We start from the raw sequence: 18,129 nt of genomic DNA, 5'->3' as shown, positions 1-18,129 counted from the left end.
TGTGAAAAATGTCGGATTTTTGCTAGGTTAAAAGTTCTTTTTGCTTCCGGGACTTCCACTCTGTCAGGATTAGTTGCAACGCATGGAAAAAACAGACTCTTTTTCACCTGACCCGGAGATCCGGAAACTGCTCGATGCTGTGCAAACAGGGGTTTTGCTGTGCTGTGGAGCAGGCCTGATGTCCTTTGCCAACAGCGTTGCCCTGGATTTATTTCGCCGCGCAGGCCTGGAGGCGCTTGGGCAGCCATGCCATAGGATCTTGTTTGGCAGCGAGGCGCGGTGCGATGGGTGTCCAGCCGAGAGGACTGATCTTGATGGCAAGCGCCAGGCCATTACTCTCAAGACGAAAGAGGGTGACATCTACCTCAAGGTTTCCTGCCAGGTCTGGCAGGGGCAATGTTTGCTCAGTCTCCACGATGTCTCCCAGGAAATTGCTCTTCTGCGGCGTAGCGATCTTGACCGGAAAGAGTTGCAGGCCAAGAATATTCTCCTTGAGCGGCGCCGCCGGTTGAACCAGGAAGAACATCAGTTTCTCACCCAGATCATGGACAATCTTCCCGAAGCCCTGCTCGCCGTGGACGAGAATTTTTTGGTCCAGCGGCAGAACAGGGCGGTTCTTGACCTGTTTCCCAGGCAAATCGGCTCCCATTGCTATGCCCTGTTCGGCAACAGTGCTCCCTGTCCTGACTGTCCGGCGCAGCGTGGTTTTAGTGAGGCCAACGGGCAGAAAAAAAGCCACGAAACAGGGGGACGGGTCTATACGGAAATATTTTCTGTCTCTCCCAACGGCAAAGGGGGGCTGCTGTTGTTCCGGGATATCACCCGGCAGGTCGAATTGATTGGTCAAATTCGCGGCCAGCGTGAAGAGATTGCCAGCAAAAACAAGGTCTTGTCTCTACTTGTTGATTTTGGCATCTACATGCAAAAAGAGACTGGAATCAAAGAGGTGGCCGGATATTTTCTCGATGCGATCCTGCCCGATCTGCACGGCGGTGCGGCTGGTCTCATAATCAACGATATCCGGGCAGGAAATATCTGGCTTTCCCATCAGAGCGGGATGACCACCGAGGAGTGGAAAACCGTTACCAAGGCCTGTATGTCCAGGGATCTGCAGCGATTCAAGCCCGGCGGCCTTTTAGCCGATTCGGTTCTCCCTTGGCGGACAAGCACGCAGATTCCTCTGATGGGAGCCCAGGGACAGAGGGTGGGGCTGGTGTTACTGGAGGGGAGCATTAATCAGGAAGCGCTGGGCATCCTCCGTCTGGTCACGGAACCGTTGGGCGCCTATTTTCAGAATCAGCTTCTCCTCCGTCAGCTTGAGGAAAAGGCGAACAAGGATGCCCTGACCGGGCTTTTCAATCGTGGATATCTGACCCAGTCCCTGGAGGAAGAGCAGGAAAAATTCCGCGGATACGGGATCCATCATGCTCTGGTCTTGGGGGATATCAACCAGTTGAAAAAACTCAATGACCACTACGGTCATGAGACCGGCGATCGCTTGATTGTCGCCGTTGCCGAGGCCCTGCGCAGCACCTTGCGCAATACCGATATCGCGGCCCGGACCGGGGGGGACGAATTCATCGTCTTGCTCACCAACAGCACGGATGAAGACGCGGCTTATTTTATCGAGCGTTTGCAAACCCAGGTTTTCCCCAGCCTCATCCTGCTTCTGCCGGACGGGAGCGAATTCCCGGTCACGGTCAGTCTGGGCAAGGCGGGTACGGACAAACATCCTCCCGAAGTTTTGACCAAAGAAGCGGACAGGCAGATGTATGCAGCGAAAGAACAGTTTTATGCCACTGCTTCCCGTTATCGTTAGGATCTGCTTGTTTTGAGGGCAATTCTTGGAGATCTTTAGGGGGATTCCGCCATTTGAGTTGCTTTTCTTCTGATCTTTCAGTATGTATTTTTAATGCTTGATCGTCCGGTAAGGATAGAGTTCCAAAGCGCGGCTTTGCGTGAACGGCTTGCCGGTTGACGAGCCATTCTTCTGTTTTCCCGAAACAGTAACATAATCCTCCAATGTTCCGTAATGCAATGCAGGTGAACCCTAATATTGTCGGAAGGCTTTTTTTTCTATTCCGTCGTAGCTGCTTGAGCCGTTAGGGGAAAAAATATGATAATCAGGAGAGTCGTTGCCAGGAACAGCAGTCCATGTGTCGCTGGTCAGCTCCAGGCCAATGAACCGAACGCATCATGAGATGGATTGAGCAAGGAAGCAGGGAACAGCATGGTAAAGGTCAATAATTCGCATCTGGAAAAAAGCATCGCCTCCCTAGTTGAGATCACGGATTCGTTCCTGCGGGGAGATTACAAGGGGGATATGCCGGAGGTTGACGCCGAGGGTGTGCTTTCCATGTTGACCAAAAGGATCAACACCATGCTGGTCAACATGAAGACCGTGCAGGTGCCCTTGGCAAGCGCAGGGGAACAGGCGCCTTTTGTCCTGAGCCATGCCCTGGATGTGGTGCAGCTCATGGAGCAGTCCACCAGCGCGGTGCTTGATAAATCCGACAAGATTGTCATGCAGATCGAGGAGCTTGAGAATATGCTTCGCCAGACAGGCGGGGATAATGCTCGGGCCAAGGCGGTGGTTGTCGAGATGAAGGCGGCCATGTACGATATCATTGCTTCCCAGTCCTACCAAGATGTCGCCCGGCAGAAGATGGAAAAAATCATCATTGATCTCAATCAGATCCGCGATTGGCTTCTTGAGGTTTTGGTGATTCTCAATATCAAGAAGGATGGTTCTCTGGAAAATGTACAAAAAAAGAAGGAATTGCTGCGTGGCGTTCAAGCCCCCAGCGCGCCTTCGTCTCTGAAGCAAGATCTGGTGGATGATCTCTTGTCCGAGTTTGGTTTCTGATTCTTAGTCCCTGAACAGGGTTGTTCCGCCCTTTTGTCCCGCCGTCATTTCCCCCCCCCTACTTCTTTGGCCCCTTTTTTTCCCCAAACTGTAGTTCCGCGTCCGAGGCCCGCACATATATGGGCACAGCCGTGGCCGGGTTTAAGAAAGAGCCCTGCCGGAAAAGATGCCAGGCTACGGAACCAATGGCGGCTGCCCTGGCAAAACAGATCTCCGCAGGGGCAAGACAGACCGATTCCCCCAGTAAATCCTTGAGCATTCGGCCATACAGGGGCAGGCCATCGCCCACCAGCAGGGTGGGGGTGGTGATGAATTCGGCAAGTCGTTCCGGCTTGATGACCATGGCTTCGCTGGTTATCTCCGGAAACCCTTGCCGGTTGCAGCGGTAAAGAGCGGTGTAGATCTCTTTTTTGCGGGCGTCAATCACCGGGCAGATGGGGAGGGAGGAAAAGGGGAACTGGCTGGCGATTCCGGTCAGGGTCGGAACCCCGATGAGCGGTTTTTCAGTGGCCATGCACAACCCTTTGGCAGTGCTTAAGGCAATGCGCAGACCCGTAAAACTCCCGGGGCCAAGGGTGACGGCAATGGCGGCAATATCGGGCCAGCTCAGTTCACACTGGGCAAGGAGCCAGTCTATCCCGGCCAGCAAACGGCGGGAGTGGGTGGTGGCGGTGTTGAGGGAATATTCGGCAAGGCAGCGGTCTTCCGCAACCAGAGCCAGGCTGCCGCAGGTGGTGGCGGTTTCCAGGGCGAGAATAACGGCTGGCGTTGCAGAGGAAGGAGGCATGCGCTGCCTCAGCCCCCATTGCCGAGAAAACGGAAATCGTTGTAGAAGACAAAAAGCATCAGGGAAACGAGGAGGATCAGGCCGACCATCTGGAGCCGTTCCCGGGTTTCAATACTCAGCGGCTTGCGGCGGATCGCTTCCACGGCAAAGAAGACGAGATGTCCGCCATCCAGGATCGGGATCGGGAAAAGATTCAAAACCCCGAGGCTGACGCTGAGCAGTCCGGTGAAATGCAGGAGATTGACCCAGCCTGCCGACATCTGTTGCCCGGCCATTTGGGCAATACGGATGGGGCCGCCCAGTTCGCTGGCCGGGACAACCTTCTGGATGATCTTGACAATGCCCAGAAGGGTGATCTTGATCAGGACCCAGGTGTGCATGGCTCCGGTCTGGATTGCTTCGCCCGGGGAGATATGGACCAGTTCGTCGGCGACCCGGATGCCCAGCATGTAGCGGCTGTCGATCACCTCGCCGAAGATGTTCTTGTCCTCTTCCATTTTCGGTTGCCCGGTAATGGTCAGGGTCTGGTCGGCTCGCCGAACCTGGAGGGTTACGGGGTTTCCCCCGCTGAGCTTGATGAGGCGTGCGACGTCATTCCATTCTTGAACCGGGGCGTTATTGATACTCAGGATGAGATCGTTGGCTGCGAGCCCGGCCGTGGCGGCGGGAGAACCCGTGGTGACCGCGCCGATTCTCGCTTCGGTGACCGGTTGGGAAACGCCCATCACCGCAAAGATGGAGGAAAAGAGCAGCACCGCGAAAACGAGATTGAAGAGCGGTCCGGCAAAGACCACCAGGAAGCGTTGCCAGATCGCCTTGTGCGAAAAGGAAAAACCTTCCTGGTCGCTGGCCACTTCGTCGGTGAGGCTTTCGCCGTACATTTTCACGTAGCCGCCAAGGGGGAAGGCGCTCAACAGGTATTCGGTTTCTCCGATTGTCCGGCCAAAAACCTTGGGGCCAAACCCCAAGGAGAATTTGAGTACCCGGATGCCGAACAACTTGGCGCAGAGAAAATGGCCGAATTCATGGATGAAGATCAGGGGGCCAAGAACGAGGATAAAGGCAAGGATAGAGTTCATAGTCTTCAGTTGGTTAAGGTTGTATGTCCCGGCGGCAGCTCCGGCGAGTGGACATCTTTGCCGAGGCGCTGTTGGGTCTGCATGCGCAGGGAGTCAATTATGGAGGCAGCCTGCATCCGGGCGGCAAGGTCGGCGTCGAGGATCGCGGTCAGGCTGGCCGCCTGTTCTCTCGGCAACCGGCTCACTGTTTCCGCAACGACCAAGGCGATTTCCGGAAAGCGGATAATGCCGGTCAAAAAGGCTTCCACCGCCACTTCGTTGGCGGCATTGAGCACGGCTGGCAGGCTTCCCCCCCGCTTGCACACCTGGTAGGCGAGTTTTAAGGCGGGAAATTTTTCAAAATCCGGGCGGGAAAAACTCAAATCCTGGGCCTGCGCCAAATTCAGGCGCGGCATATTCATCCGCAAGCGTTCCGGGTAGGAAAGGGCGTAGGCAATAGGGATGCGCATGTCCGGCACCCCCAGTTGGGCGACCACCGAGCCGTCAACGTATTCCACCATGGAATGGACGATGCTCTGCGGGTGGACGAGAACCTCAATGTCTTCGACATCGATATCAAAAAGCCAGCGGGCTTCGATAACCTCCAATCCTTTGTTCATCAGGGTGGCGGAGTCGATGGAGATTTTTTTGCCCATCTCCCAGTTGGGGTGGGCCAGGGCCTGTTCGGGAGTGACTGTCCAAAGGTCACGCTCGGCCATATTGCGGAAAGGTCCGCCGGAAGCGGTGAGGATGAGTTTGCTGACATCCGCTTTTTTCCCGGCCTCCAGCGCCTGGGCAATGGCGCTGTGTTCGCTGTCAATGGGCAGCAGGGTAACCTTGTGGCGTTTGACCGCGCTCATGACCAGCTGGCCGGCCATGACCAGGGTTTCCTTGTTGGCCAGGGCGATGTTTTTGCCGGCTTCGATGGCGGCCATGGTGGGGGTAAGGCCGGCGGCGCCGACGATGGCGGAGACAACCGTGTCCGCCTCGGGCAGGGTGGCAACACCAATATTGCCTTCGGTGCCGGTCATAATCTTTTCAGACCAACCTGGGGGAAGGCTCTGGATCAGTTCACCCGCCAGTTTTGCCTCGCCGATGGAGACCTTCTCCGGGTTGAAGGCTTCGATCTGCTCGCGCAAGAGGCGGCCATTGGTGCCGGCGGCCAACCCCACAATGCGGAAGCGACCCGGGAACTGGCGGACCACCTCCAGAACATTGCGGCCGATGGAGCCTGTTGAACCAAGCAGGGAAATGTTTTTCATGAGTCCTTTTGTTGTCTTGGGAAATGACGGTCAGCGATACCATGCAAGCACATGGATATCACAGCAAACACAGTCCTGTCTGAAAATACAACAGGTAATAGAGTACCGGCGCGGTCAGGAGCAAGGAGTCGATGCGGTCCAGCAAGCCGCCGTGTCCGGGCAGCAGGCTGCCTGAGTCTTTCACGCCAAAGGCCCGCTTGATCACTGATTCCGAAAGATCTCCGGCCGCGCCGAGGCAACCGAGCAGGAGGACGATGAGGCAGATCCAGAGGATACTTTGTTCGGGCAGAAAAAAGTGGCGGACAAGGAGGGAAGCGAGCAAGCTGCCGGCCAGGCCGCCGAGAAATCCTTCCCAGGTTTTCCCCGGGCTGATGGCGGGGCAGAGCTTGTGCCTGCCAAATTTGCTGCCGGTATAGAAGGCAGCGGTGTCCGAGGCTGCGGTTATGGCGGTAAGGAGCAGCAGCCAGGCACGGCCCTGCGGCAGGGCCATGAGCAGGACCAAATGGGCGCTGCACAGGCCGAGGTAGAGATAGCCAAATCCGCCGCGGCTGATAACCTCAAAGGGGAGGGTAAGGCTGGAGTACCGAGAAAGGGTGAAAAGCAGCAGGGCGACCAAGGCAAGGCTTAAGCCGCAAAGCAGACCGACAGGTGCGCCGGAATACGCGCCCAGCAGGGGGAAGAGACCGAAAAGGATTATGGGAACCCGGATTCGTTGGCTGAGTTCGGAGAGGGCAATGGTCAGATATTCGTTCAATGCCACCGCAGCCAAACCGGTGATGACCAGCCAGAACAAGGGGAATGGTCCTGCGAGCAGCAGGAGCAGCCAGGCAGCGCTTGCGATAATCCCGGTAATAAGTCGTTTCATGCTGATCCTGTCGTAGGTCCGTCGCTGCGGCGGATGATCAATGGGTGGAAGAGTGTTCCGCCTGTTTGCCTGTTTTGCCAAAACGCCGTTGCCGCGTCTGGAAATCCAGAATGGCGGTCAGCAGATCTTTTTTTCTGAAGTCCGGCCAGAGGATTTCCGTGAAATAGAGCTCCGCATAGGATGCCTGCCAGAGAAGAAAATTGCTCAATCTGGTTTCTCCTCCGGTACGAATGACAAGATCCGGGTCCGGCAACCCTGCCGTATAGAGGTGCTGTTCCAAAACGGCCTGGTCGATTGCCTCGGGATTCAGGGTGCCATCCTGGCATTTGCGGGCAATTTCCTGGACGGCCTGGGTAATTTCACTCCTGCCGCCATAGCTCAGGGCGAGATTGAGGATCAGGCCGGAATTGTTCGCGGTTTCTCGGATCACCCGGTCCATGACCTTGCGGACTTCCGTCGGAATCCGGTCTTTCTGTCCCAGGCAGCGGAGACTCACATTGTTTTGGACCATGGTGGTCAGTTCGCTTTCCAGAAAGGACTTGAGCAGCCCCATGAGGGCCTGTACCTCAAGGGGGGGACGTTTCCAGTTCTCCGTGGAAAAGGCGTAGAGGGTAAGCACGCCGATGCCAAGTTCGCGGGCGGCACGGACGATATCCTGTACGGATTCGACCCCGGCCCGGTGGCCCATGATGCGTGGTTTGCCCTGCTGTTCGGCCCAGCGGCCATTGCCATCCATGATGATGGCGATATGGCGGGGCAAGGCGGCGGTGTCAGGTCTGGACATGGGGAATATCTCGGTTTTCAGCAGGTTACCGCAAGCAACCGGCGGAAGCAAGGCCGGGGAGGGGGCACATCATCAAACCGCCATAACCTCTTTTTCTTTTTCCGCCATGATTTCATCGATCTGTTTGATGAATTTGTCGGTGGCGTGTTGGGCCTCATCCTGCATCCTGAAGAAGTCGTCTTCGGAGATTTCCTTGTTAGTTTTCTGTTTCTTCAGCACGTCGATGGCCTCGCGCCGCAGATTACGCATGGATACCCGGTGTTCTTCGCTGATCTTCTTGACGGTTTTCACCAGTTCTTTGCGCCGTTCTTCGGTCAGCTGGGGAATATTGATTCGGATCATCTTGCCGTCGCTGGAGGGGTTGAGGCCCAGGTCCGAAGAGAAGATAGCCTTCTCGATGGCGGGGAGGAGCTGGGTGTCCCAGGGCTGGATAACCAGCATCCTGCTTTCCGGGATGGTCACGGTACCGACCTGATTCATTGGCATCGGCGAGCCGTAGGCCATGACCTTTACCCCGTCGAGCAGGGAGGTGGTCGCCCGGCCGGTCCGGATCTTGGTGAGGTCTCGTTTGAAGGCCTCGATGTTTGCCGTCATTTTTTCGCTCAGAGCGTCGATAATCTCATTCATTGTCCTCTCCCTGTATCAAGGTGCCGATCTGCGCGCCGCAGATGGCTTTCTTCATATTGCCGGGGATATTCATGTCAAAAACCATGATCTTGGTGTTGTTGTCCATGGCCAGGGATATTGCCGCCGCGTCCATGACTTTGAGGCGTCGGTGCAGAACCTCGCTGAAACTGAGGCTGGAAAACTTGACCGCTTCCGGGTGCTTGAGGGGATCCTTGTCGTAGACCCCGTCGACTCTGGTGGCTTTGCAGACCAGATCGGCATTGATTTCCAGACCGCGGAGCACGGCGGCCGTATCGGTGGTGAAGTAAGGGTTGGCGGTGCCGGCCCCGAAGATCACCACCCGTCCCTTGTGAAGATGGTGGACCGCCTTCTGCCGGGAATAGGGTTCACAGACGGTAAGCATGGGGATGGCGGAAAGAACCCTGGCCGAGATACCCTTTCTTTCCAGGGCGTCCTGCAGGGCCAGGGCATTAATGACCGTGGCCAGCATGCCCATGTTGTCGGCGGCGGCCCGGTCCATGCCGGTAGAAGCACCGGCTACCCCCCGGAAGATGTTCCCGGCGCCGATGACCAGGCTTGTTTGCACCTTAAGGGCGACCAGGGCCTGAATCTCTGTGGCGAGATAATCAAGCACCTTGGTGCTGATGCCAAAAGCGGCGTCACCCATGAGGGCTTCGCCGCTTAGTTTTATAAGAACTCTCTGGTATTGAGGGGCCGAAACGGAATTGTCCATGTTTTCCTGGTTATTCAATTACGGCCACTTATGCCGTTCTTTTCACAAGTAATGCCAAGGTTATTCGCACCCGTCACCCTGGCTGTGTGCATGCTCAGCCCAGCCGATGGGCGGTGATAACAGGGTTATGCGCCAACCTGAAAACGGGCAAACCGTTTGATGCTGATGTTTGCGCCCAGCTTGGCGGCAACTTCCTTGAGCAGATCCTGGATCGAGATGTCGGGATTCTTGACGAATTTCTGCTCGAGCAGACAGCTCTCGGCAAAAAAGCGATCCATCTTGCCGCCCACCATCTTCTCGGCGATGTTCGCGGGTTTGCCGGAGTCGATGGCCTGCTGGATGAAGATGTTGCGCTCACGCTCCGCCAGATCCGCGGGAACCTCTTCGCGGCTGATGGAAACGGGATTGGCTGCGGCAATATGCATGCAGATATTCTTGGCGAACTCGATGAAATCGGCGTTTTTAGCAGCCGCGTCGTTGTCGCAGGCTAGCTCGACCATGACGCCTAACTTGCCGCCGGCATGGATGTAAGTTTCGAGCACGCCCTCATTGAATTTGGCGAAACGTTTGATCCCGATGTTCTCGCCGAGCTTGGCGACCAGCTCGTTGAGCATATCCTGAATGGTAAGCGCGGGGTTTTTAACGAATTTCTGTTCCAAGAGCTCGGCAGGAGAAGCGGTTGCGGTCTCTGCAACCTGGGTGGCAACATTCTTGGCGAACTCGATGAAAGCGTCACTCTTGGCGACAAAATCGGTCTCGCAGTTTACTTCCACCATCACGCCCAGTTTGCCGGAGTCTTGGATGAATGTTTCCACCAAGCCTTCGCTGGTTGCCCTGCCTGCCCGCTTCTGGGCAACCGCCAACCCTTTCTGGCGGAGCAGATCGACGGCCTTTTCCATGTCGCCGCCGGTCTCGGTCAGGGCTTTTTTACAATCCATCATCCCCGCGTTGGTTTTGTCGCGGAGCTCTTTTACCATCTGACTTGTAATATTCACAGTTCTACCTTCATGTGCTCGTGTAATCTGGAAAGCGTCTCGTAAGCGAAATCCCCGGCCTGGTTCACAGGGAACCCAGCCGGGTGTTTTTCAGAGAGGCAGGTTATGCGTCGCCTTTTTCGGCCGCAGCCTTGGTGTCGGTATCCTTATCGCTGGCAGCCTGATGCGTCGCGGCAAGTTTTTCCTTCCCGCTCAAAACAGCCTCTGCCATTTTTGAGGCGATCAGCTTGATGGAGCGGATGGCGTCATCATTGCCGGGGATGAGATAGTCGATGCCGCGGGGATCGCAGTTGGTATCGATCAGGGCGACCACCGGGATGCCGAGACGGTTGGCCTCTTCGATGGCGATCTTCTCCCGTTTCGGATCGATAAGGAAAATGGCGGCGGGCAGCCCCTTCATATTCTTGATGCCGCCCAGGTTGCGGTCCAGCTTGATCGCATCCTTTTGGATCTGGAGGGCTTCTTTCTTATGGTAATGGTTGATGGTGCCGTCTTCCTGCATGGCTTCGTATTTCTTCAGCTTATCAACACTGTTCTTGATGGTCTGGTGGTTGGTCAGCATGCCGCCCAACCAGCGGTTGTTGATGTAATACATGCCGCAACGCTCGGCTTCTTCCTTCATGATGTCCTGGCCCTGACGCTTGGTGCCGACAAAAAGCACGGTGCCGCCCTTGGCTGCGGTCTTGGCGATAAATTCGTAGGCCGTGTTGAAAAGGGGCAGGGTCTTGTCAAGGTTGATGATGTAGATCTTGTTGCGGGCGCCGAAGATGTACGGCTTCATTTTCGGATTCCAGCGACGGGTTTGATGGCCGAAATGCATGCCGGCCTCCAGCATTTCCTTCATGGTCATGTAAGACATGGTACTTCTCCTTTGGTTTTGGTTTTGCTTCCACCCCATCGCTCCAACCCGATTCCGGGCACCAGAGGAGCATTTGCAGGGGTGTGATTATTTTTGAACCCGAATTTTTTAACACCCAAACCGATTTTTTGCAAGGAAGAAGAGGTGGTTTGCTCTTTTTTTCGTTGTGGAGTTGGTCTGTGATAAATTGTTGGAGGGTTGATCTCTCTCTGGGGAGGTAAAGTTCGTCGTTTGTCTTGGAAAAAACTTGACGCCTCCGGGAAAAAAAGCAAAGGTCCCTTTTTACTTCAGGCAACACATTCCCAGGAACAGGTATGACGAAAACAATCAGCGACCTATCGCCTAAAAAGATTCTGATCCGTTCAACCAATTGGATCGGCGATGCCATCATGACCACTCCGGCGGTGCGGACCATAAGGGAAAATTTCCCCGCTGCCGAGATCACCATCCTGGCATACCCATGGGTGGCAGATATATTCAAGGGGTGTCCCCATGTGGATCGGGTCATGCTCTATGAGAAAAAGGGCAGGCATAAGGGGTTGGCCGGGATGTGGAGGTTGGGTCGCGAACTTGCGGCCCAGCGCTTTGATATGGCCATCCTCTTGCAGAATGCCTTTTCCGCCGCCTTGCTCGCCCTGCTTGCAGGGATTCCGGTGCGGGCCGGGTACCGCAGGGATGGCCGCGGGCTGCTGTTGACTCATGGGGTGTCCATTAGGAAAAGTACGAGGGAACGGCATCAGGTCTATTATTATCAGGAGATGCTCAAGGACCTCGGCTTGATGTGCGGGCCCCAAGAGCTGTTCCTTGCCCTGCCGGATGCCGCCAACAACTGGGCCAGGGATTTTCTTGCCGCCAAGGCGAAAAGGGTGGTGGTGGGCTTGAATCCTGGGGCTGCTTATGGCCCGGCCAAGCGCTGGCCGGCAGAAAGGTATGCTGGCCTGGCCAAGCGTCTGGCCGAAGAGCTGGGCGCCACCCTGCTGGTTTTCGGTACGGAGGCGGATGGTGAAGCCGCGGCGGAAATCAGCGCGGCAGCGCCCGGACAGGTGCATGATCTCACGGGCAAGACCTCTTTGGCCCAGGCCATGGCCCTGATCGGTTTGTGCGATGCCTTTGTCACCAATGATTCGGGTCTGATGCATGTGGCGGCTGCCCAGAAAACGCCGCTGGTTGCCATTTTCGGTTCCACCGATGCAGTGGCCACCGGGCCGTTTGCCCCCAAGGTGGAGGTGGTGAACAAACATCTCCCCTGTAGCCCGTGCATGAAAACCCATTGCCCCCAAAACGATTTTGCCTGCATGCTGGAGATCGGGGTGGATGAGGTGTACGCGGCAACCTACAAACTTCTGGTAAGCGAGGACTGAGCATGCGACCGGCCGTATTTCTCGACAGGGATGGGACCATCAACGAGCAGATGGGCTACATCAACCACATCACTCGGTTTGTCATGCTGCCGCGGGCTGCGGCGGCCATCCGCTTGTTGAACGAACAGGGGATTCCGGTGGTGGTGGTTAGCAACCAATCCGGCCTGGCCCGGGGCTATTTTCCCGAAAGCCTGATTGCAGAGGTGCATGCCAAGATGACTGGGGCGTTGTCCGAGGCCGGCGCTCATGTGGATGGGATTTACTTCTGCCCCCACCATCCCGAGGCCAAGGAAGCGCGCTTCCGTCTCGCCTGCGATTGCCGGAAACCAAAGCCGGGGTTGTTTCTTCAGGCGGCTGCGGAGCTCGACCTGGATCTGGCCCGCTCCTACGTGGTGGGAGATCGCTGGTCCGATCTCAAGGCGGCGGCGGCGGTACAGGCCAAGGGCGTCCTGGTCCTCACCGGCTATGGCCGGGGGGATTACGAGTACATCGGGCCGAAGCAACCGGTACAGCCCGCGTATGTGGCGGAGGATCTCTATGCGGCGGTGCAGTGGATTGTGCAGGATATGGCGGGGTAAGCGATTGGGGAGGCGAGCAGGGGGGGCTTAATGCCGTTTCTTTTTCTCCGGAAATTCGTAGATCACCTCGTTTTTCTTAATGAGGCCGAATTCCCGCCGGGCCACTTCTTCCAGATAGACCGGGTCTTTTTTCAGCTTGGTGATTTCCTGTCGTAACGCGGTGTTGTTCTCGCGCAGCTGGTCGTTCTGGGCCAGAACCTCTTCCAATTCATTTGCCACCCCGTAGTATTTCAGGGCGCCGTAAGGCCCAAATACCGACCAAGCCCCGACCACCGTGACAATGAGCACGCTGTACAGCAGCACTTTCTTCCGGTCGTTCTCAGAGAGGTTCGCTAGCATGGCCGCCTATTGCAGATGATTTATCCCGCTTGAGCCTGGGAGTTGGCTGATTTTTTCTCTTATTATTCCTGTTAGATAGCATAGATGCGCAGTTCATGCAATCGGTGAGTTGTACAGATGATTCTTGCCGACAATGAACGAAGAGGGAATGGGGTCACTTCTTATGCGATCCGCAGCAGCTTCAGGACAATAATCCCCACCTCGTACAGCATGTAGAGGGGGACGCCCATGAGCAGCATGTTGAAGATATCGGGGGTCGGGGTGAGGAGGCTGGCGATGACGCTGATAACCAGCACGGCGTAGCGGCGGTTTTTTTCAAAGAAGGATCTGGGCAGGATTTTTATCTTGGCCATGAAGATCATGAAAATCGGCAATTCAAAGATCAGCCCGAAGGCGAGGACAAAGATGGCGACAAAGGAGACGAAGTCGCTGATGGAGATGACGGGCCGGAGCTGTTCCGTCTGGAAACCGAGAAGAAAATCGATGCCATAGGGCAGGGTGATGAAATAGCAGAAGGAGGTCCCGCTGTAAAAGAGAAAGCAGGTAAAGAGTACGAACCAGAAGATAACGGTCCGGGATAAGGTGAAGGGCTTGGCCAGGGCGCGCCAGATAAAATAGCTGAGCATCGGCATGATGGTGAAGATCGTCATGGCCAGGGCGATGGTGAGATGGGCGAGAAAGGGTTCCGCCACCGTGAAAAAAGCGAGTTTTTGGTGGAGATGGGTCTGGATGCCTGTCAGCAATCGATGGGAGATACTGTAGAAGCCAAGGCAGCCCAGAAGCATGGCAATCGCCACGCTCAGGAGAGCCCGACGCAGGTCTTTGATGATGATGGCGATTCGTTGGATGGTGGTGTCCACGGGTACCGCCTGGGCTATTGGGAATTGTCGGTGGAATTGTTGCGGGGAGGACCGTGGATCTCTTTATCCAGCCGTTTGAAAAAAACCTCCATAAACTCATGCCGCTCGGCAGCCAACCGTTTGCCTTCCGGGGTCAGCATCTTGTCTTTGATCTTGCAGAGTTTCACCAGAAATTCACGATAGGCCGTGTCTTCGGTGGAATAAGACTTGGTTTTCGCCACATCCACCCCCTGGTTGTGCAACCGGGCTCCGACCTGGCCGGCAAAGAGAAAGGCGCGGCCAATGCCGATGGCGCCGATGGAATCGAGCTTGTCCGCGTCGAAAAGGATCTTGGCTTCCAGGGTTTCCGGGATCTTGTTGTTGCGGTAGCGGTGCGATTCGATGCAGTGCAGGATTGCTTCCTGCATTTCGGCAGAAAAGCCTAAGCCGGTGAGAATGGTGCGCGACATCTCCGCACCTTTGGTGGCATGGCAGATCTTCCCTTGGGAAAGCATTTCGTGGCTGCGGCCGATGTCGTGGAGCAGGGCCGCGGCGCTCAGGATATCCAGGCGGGCGTTCATCATGCGGCCGATGTGGAGGGCCAGGTTGTGCACCCGTTCGGTGTGGTCCGGGCCATGGCAGCCGCCTTCGGCCTGGCAGTACTCATGGGAAATGGCCAGCAGCCGTTCGGTGAGCTCACGACCGAGGGGCGGTTCGCCCTGCAGCTGCCCGGCAGAGAGGGTGCTCGGCTGATTGTCAATGCTCGGAGAGGACATGGTCCAACCACCTGATGCCGAGACGGAGCAGGGCAAGGTCTTGTATGGCAATTTCCTGCAGTTCGTTCTCGGTGATCGAGAAGGGCAGGGAAATATTACCGTCGAGGAGCAGGTTGCGAAAGGTGTCCAGGGTATAGAGAGCCAGGAAGATATCTATCTCCCGCGCTTCCGGCTGATGGCCATCCTTGAGGCGGGGATGGTGGAGGATTCTCAGCAGTTCATCGTTTATCCCGTTGTAGATGGCCAGCTCCTGGTCCTTCTGCCATGCCGCGATGTTCTGGGGCTCGCCCTCGTTAAATCCTTTGCAATGGGGTTCGTTGAGGAGGACGTGCATCTCGTGGTGATCGCCGTCCGGGGTGGTGAAGGCTCCGCGGCCCAGAGGATAGGTGCGGCAGGCAGCGGGGCGGTCGGCATACACGCTGCAACCCGAACCGGTTACAAACGGGCAGCTGGCCCGGCCATCATCCACCATCCCGAGGAAAACCAGGGGAAAAGCGTTGCCTTCTTCCTGCTCAACAAGTGCGTACTGGTGAAGAAAGACCGAGGGTGTTAGGCCAAGATGGCTGCTCAGCCGGAGCACATCGTAGGGGGTGAGGGCAAGGTCCAGCTGCCGGCAGCAGTCGGTAAAGCAGGCAACGCCGGGATGGCAGCTGAACCGGAAGGTCTCGTCGGGGTTCAGGGGGTGGACGTGCTCTGGGGCAAGATCGTCCTGCATACCTATGCCGTTTTACCGCGGTGCCAGAGGGTGAGCAGGGGGCTGGCCACGAAGACCGAGGAGTAGGTGCCCACCATGACCCCCACCAGCAGGGCAAAGGAAAAGTCGTGAATTACCGAGCCGCCCAAGACATACAGGGCTGCCAGGACCAGGAAGACGGTGAGCGAGGTGACGATGGAGCGGCTCAAGACCTCGTTGGTGCTGGTATTGATCAGGGTATCGGTGATGTTTTCCGGGTCGTCGCTTTTGTGCAGGTTTTCGCGGATCCGGTCGAAGATGATAACCGTGTCGTTTAAAGAATACCCGGCCAGGGTCAGAAGCGCGGTGACGGTGAGCAGGGTGATTTCCATGTTGAGCAGCCAGATGAGACCCAGCACCGCCAAAACGTCATGGAGGGTGGCCAGGGTGGCGGCAAGGCCGAAACGCAGATCAAAACGCAACCCCAGGTAGACGATTACCCCGAGCAGGGAGATGACTACGGCCAGCAGCGCTTTTGATCGCAAGGTGTCGCTCACCGAGGAGCCGATCTCCGACTGGTTCTCCACCACGAAGTGTTTGTCCGGAAAGTCGGTGTTCAGCTGAGCGGTGACCGTCTCGGAAACGTGGCCCACCACCTTTTCGCTGTTTTTTACCTTGACGATCAAGCGGTTCTCGCCCTCGACCTTTTGCAGTTCAACGCCCTCAAGATCCCCCTTGGCCAGGGCGGAACGGACCTCGCCCAGGGAGAAGGGCTGGCTGGACTGGTACTGAAGCAGGGTGCCGCCGGAAAAATCGACGCCCATATTGGCCTGGCCGCGGATGATCTGGACAAAGGCCAGACAGCCGATGAGCGCGAAGATGCCGGAGATGGCGAAGGTCAGGTTCTTGATCCGCATGTAGTCGAGCTGCGGGTTCTTGAGAAAAAGCATAAAGGAAAGTTTCTTGAGTTTCCGTTTGCCCTGCATGGATTCGTAGAACAGCCGGGAGGCAAAGAGGGTGGAGAAAAGATTAAAGATGATGCCCAGGGAGAGGGTGGCGGCAAACCCCTTGATGGGGCCGGTGCCGAAAAGGAACAGGGCCAGGGCGGTGATCAGGGTCGTGACATGGGCGTCGATGATGGTCCAGAACGCCTTGGCGTAACCGGCTTCGACCCCGGAGCGGACGGATTTGCCCAGGGCGAACTCTTCGCGCATCCGTTCGAAGATGATGATGTTCGAGTCTACCGCCATGCCGATGGAGAGGATGATACCGGCAATGCCCGGCAGGGTCAGGGTGCCGCCCATCAGCGCCAGTCCGGCAAAGAGCAGGAGGATGTTGAGGACCATGGAGAGATTGGCGATAACCCCGGAAAGCCGGTAGTAGACAGCCATGAACACCACCACCAACAGGGTGCCGAACAGACCGCTCATCAACCCTTTGTTGATGGAATCCTGGCCCAGGGAGGCGCCGACGGTCAGGTTTTGGACGATTTCCACCGGAGCGGGCAGGGCGCCGATCCGCAGGACAATCGCCAGGTCGGTTGCCTCCTCGTAGCTGAAGCTGCCCGAGATCTGGGCGGAGCCGCCGAGAATCTTTTCCCGGATTACCGGGGCGGAACGGACCACCTCATCCAGAACAATGGCCAATCGTTTGCCCACGCTTCTTTCCGTGACCTGGCCGAAAATCGTGCCGCCGCGACCGGTGAGGTCGAGGCCGACATAGGGTTCATTGAAGTTGCCGCCCACCCGGACCTGGGCATCCTTGACCATGTCGCCGGTCATCAACACCTGATTCTTGAGCAGGATGGGGATCCGTGTTTCCTTCTTGGTGGTTTTGTCCACCTCTTTTTCGAAATAGATTTCGGAGCCGGCCGGGAGTCTGCTTTGCAGGGCGAGATTGAGTTGTTTTCGGCTGGCCCCCTCCTGCCATTGGCCGGTCTGGATGGCTTGGGAGACAAGCTGCCCCAGATTGAGGCCCGGTGTATCGTCCACCAGTTTGAACTCGAGCTGGGCGGTGCGGCCGATAAGGTTCAGGGCGCGCTGCGGATCCTTGACTCCGGGGAGCTGAATGACGATTTCGTCCGTGCCCTGCCGGACAATGGCCGGTTCGGCCACGCCGAACTGGTCGATCCGATTGCGGAGAATCTCCAGGGACTGGTCCACGGCCTTGTTGTTGATGAAGTCGATTTTTTCCTGTTTGAGGCTGACGATGATCCGCGGGAAGGATCCTTGGGCGGTTTGGAAATCGCCGGCAAGATCGGGAAAGTCCTTGTCCATGATCTGCTTGACCGTTTCCAGGGCACCGGTGTTGGGCAGGGTCAGAATGATCTTGCGTGCGTCGCCGGAAGCGGTGCGGACCACGGTGATTTTTTTCTCGGCCAGGGTATTTTTGAGGTCCTGCACCGAGAGGTCCAGGTTGTTCTCGATGGCTTTTTTAAGATCCACCTTGAGAACCAGATGCATGCCGCCCTGGAGATCCAGGCCCAGCCGCAGTCCTGCCGGAGCAAGATATTTCTGCCACCAGACCGGAACATTGGTGAAGGAAGGGGCAACGGTCAGGCCGGCAAAGATGGTGACAAAGAGCAGGATGAGTATTTTCCAGCGCAGGGAACTCGTCATAAACACTCCGTGATGCGGGTTAATGTGCAGGCGGACACAATACTCTTCGGCGGCGTTGCAACAACAATCCGCACGGGGGGCGCAATGAGAGCAACGGTCCGCAAGGCAA

The 18,129-nt window shown here is 56.7% G+C and carries 18 protein-coding genes; 4 read left to right on the top strand and 14 right to left on the bottom strand.

Features of this window, described 5'->3' with window-relative positions:
- Nucleotides 1–178 precede the first annotated feature (178 nt).
- The gene (locus tag OLX77_RS12005; protein ID WP_307633847.1) at nucleotides 179–1,819 is read left to right on the top strand and encodes a GGDEF domain-containing protein; all 1,641 of its coding nucleotides are present in this window, start codon (nucleotides 179–181) and stop codon (nucleotides 1,817–1,819) included.
- Nucleotides 1,820–2,230: 411 nt separating this feature from the next.
- Nucleotides 2,231–2,866: a protein phosphatase CheZ gene (locus tag OLX77_RS12000; protein ID WP_307633846.1), complete on the top strand. Its 636-nt coding sequence runs from the start codon at nucleotides 2,231–2,233 to the stop codon at nucleotides 2,864–2,866.
- 58 nt (nucleotides 2,867–2,924) lie between these two features.
- On the opposite strand, the gene tsaB is transcribed toward OLX77_RS12000, so the two are convergent.
- From tsaB to rpsB, 9 genes are all read right to left on the bottom strand, one after another.
- Nucleotides 2,925–3,653, bottom strand: a complete 729-nt coding sequence (tsaB, locus tag OLX77_RS11995; protein WP_307633845.1) for a tRNA (adenosine(37)-N6)-threonylcarbamoyltransferase complex dimerization subunit type 1 TsaB — start codon at nucleotides 3,651–3,653, stop codon at nucleotides 2,925–2,927.
- Between the two features lie 8 nt (nucleotides 3,654–3,661).
- Nucleotides 3,662–4,732, bottom strand: a complete 1,071-nt coding sequence (gene rseP, locus OLX77_RS11990; protein WP_307633844.1) for an RIP metalloprotease RseP — start codon at nucleotides 4,730–4,732, stop codon at nucleotides 3,662–3,664.
- Between the two features lie 5 nt (nucleotides 4,733–4,737).
- On the bottom strand, nucleotides 4,738–5,973 hold the full coding sequence (locus OLX77_RS11985; protein WP_307633843.1) for a 1-deoxy-D-xylulose-5-phosphate reductoisomerase: 1,236 nt from the start codon (nucleotides 5,971–5,973) through the stop codon (nucleotides 4,738–4,740).
- Between the two features lie 58 nt (nucleotides 5,974–6,031).
- Nucleotides 6,032–6,838, bottom strand: coding sequence for a phosphatidate cytidylyltransferase (locus OLX77_RS11980; RefSeq protein ID WP_307633842.1), 807 nt, complete (start codon nucleotides 6,836–6,838; stop codon nucleotides 6,032–6,034).
- 37 nt (nucleotides 6,839–6,875) lie between these two features.
- A complete protein-coding gene (gene uppS, locus OLX77_RS11975; protein WP_307633841.1) occupies nucleotides 6,876–7,622 on the bottom strand; it encodes an undecaprenyl pyrophosphate synthase in 747 nt (248 codons plus the stop codon).
- A gap of 72 nt (nucleotides 7,623–7,694) precedes the next feature.
- Nucleotides 7,695–8,249 carry a ribosome recycling factor gene (gene frr, locus OLX77_RS11970; protein WP_307633840.1) on the bottom strand — a complete coding sequence of 185 codons (555 nt, stop codon included), beginning with the start codon at nucleotides 8,247–8,249 and terminating at the stop codon, nucleotides 7,695–7,697.
- On the bottom strand, nucleotides 8,242–8,982 hold the full coding sequence (gene pyrH / locus OLX77_RS11965) for a UMP kinase (protein WP_307633839.1): 741 nt from the start codon (nucleotides 8,980–8,982) through the stop codon (nucleotides 8,242–8,244). Before pyrH ends, frr begins: the two co-directional genes overlap by 8 nt.
- Before the next feature lie 125 nt (nucleotides 8,983–9,107).
- On the bottom strand, nucleotides 9,108–9,977 hold the full coding sequence (tsf, locus tag OLX77_RS11960; protein WP_307633838.1) for a translation elongation factor Ts: 870 nt from the start codon (nucleotides 9,975–9,977) through the stop codon (nucleotides 9,108–9,110).
- 103 nt (nucleotides 9,978–10,080) lie between these two features.
- The gene (rpsB, locus tag OLX77_RS11955) at nucleotides 10,081–10,836 is read right to left on the bottom strand and encodes a 30S ribosomal protein S2 (protein WP_307633837.1); all 756 of its coding nucleotides are present in this window, start codon (nucleotides 10,834–10,836) and stop codon (nucleotides 10,081–10,083) included.
- A 314-nt stretch (nucleotides 10,837–11,150) separates the two neighbouring features.
- On the opposite strand from rpsB, the gene waaF reads away from it, so the two are divergent.
- Nucleotides 11,151–12,197 carry a lipopolysaccharide heptosyltransferase II gene (gene waaF, locus OLX77_RS11950; RefSeq protein WP_307633836.1) on the top strand — a complete coding sequence of 349 codons (1,047 nt, stop codon included), beginning with the start codon at nucleotides 11,151–11,153 and terminating at the stop codon, nucleotides 12,195–12,197.
- A 2-nt stretch (nucleotides 12,198–12,199) separates the two neighbouring features.
- Entirely contained in the window at nucleotides 12,200–12,775 is a 576-nt protein-coding gene (gene gmhB / locus OLX77_RS11945) for a D-glycero-beta-D-manno-heptose 1,7-bisphosphate 7-phosphatase (protein ID WP_307633835.1), read from the top strand.
- A 27-nt stretch (nucleotides 12,776–12,802) separates the two neighbouring features.
- Here gmhB and OLX77_RS11940 read toward each other — a convergent pair whose 3' ends face one another.
- From OLX77_RS11940 to secD, 5 genes are all read right to left on the bottom strand, one after another.
- Complete coding sequence (locus OLX77_RS11940) at nucleotides 12,803–13,114, bottom strand: FtsB family cell division protein (RefSeq protein ID WP_307633834.1); 312 nt, start codon at nucleotides 13,112–13,114, stop codon at nucleotides 12,803–12,805.
- A 161-nt stretch (nucleotides 13,115–13,275) separates the two neighbouring features.
- The gene (gene tatC, locus OLX77_RS11935) at nucleotides 13,276–13,974 is read right to left on the bottom strand and encodes a twin-arginine translocase subunit TatC (protein WP_307633833.1); all 699 of its coding nucleotides are present in this window, start codon (nucleotides 13,972–13,974) and stop codon (nucleotides 13,276–13,278) included.
- A 14-nt stretch (nucleotides 13,975–13,988) separates the two neighbouring features.
- Nucleotides 13,989–14,729, bottom strand: a complete 741-nt coding sequence (locus OLX77_RS11930; RefSeq protein WP_307633832.1) for an HD domain-containing protein — start codon at nucleotides 14,727–14,729, stop codon at nucleotides 13,989–13,991.
- Nucleotides 14,710–15,444, bottom strand: a complete 735-nt coding sequence (locus tag OLX77_RS11925) for a YkgJ family cysteine cluster protein (RefSeq protein ID WP_307633831.1) — start codon at nucleotides 15,442–15,444, stop codon at nucleotides 14,710–14,712. Before OLX77_RS11925 ends, OLX77_RS11930 begins: the two co-directional genes overlap by 20 nt.
- Nucleotides 15,445–15,446: 2 nt before the next feature.
- A complete protein-coding gene (secD, locus tag OLX77_RS11920) occupies nucleotides 15,447–18,020 on the bottom strand; it encodes a protein translocase subunit SecD (RefSeq protein ID WP_307633830.1) in 2,574 nt (857 codons plus the stop codon).
- Between the last annotated feature and the right edge of the window lie 109 nt (nucleotides 18,021–18,129).

The organism is Thiovibrio frasassiensis (assembly GCF_029607905.1).
Classification (GTDB): domain Bacteria; phylum Desulfobacterota; class Desulfobulbia; order Desulfobulbales; family Desulfurivibrionaceae; genus Thiovibrio; species Thiovibrio frasassiensis.
Note: the sequence above shows the minus strand (reverse complement) of the source record. Positions and strands in the feature narration are given on the sequence as shown.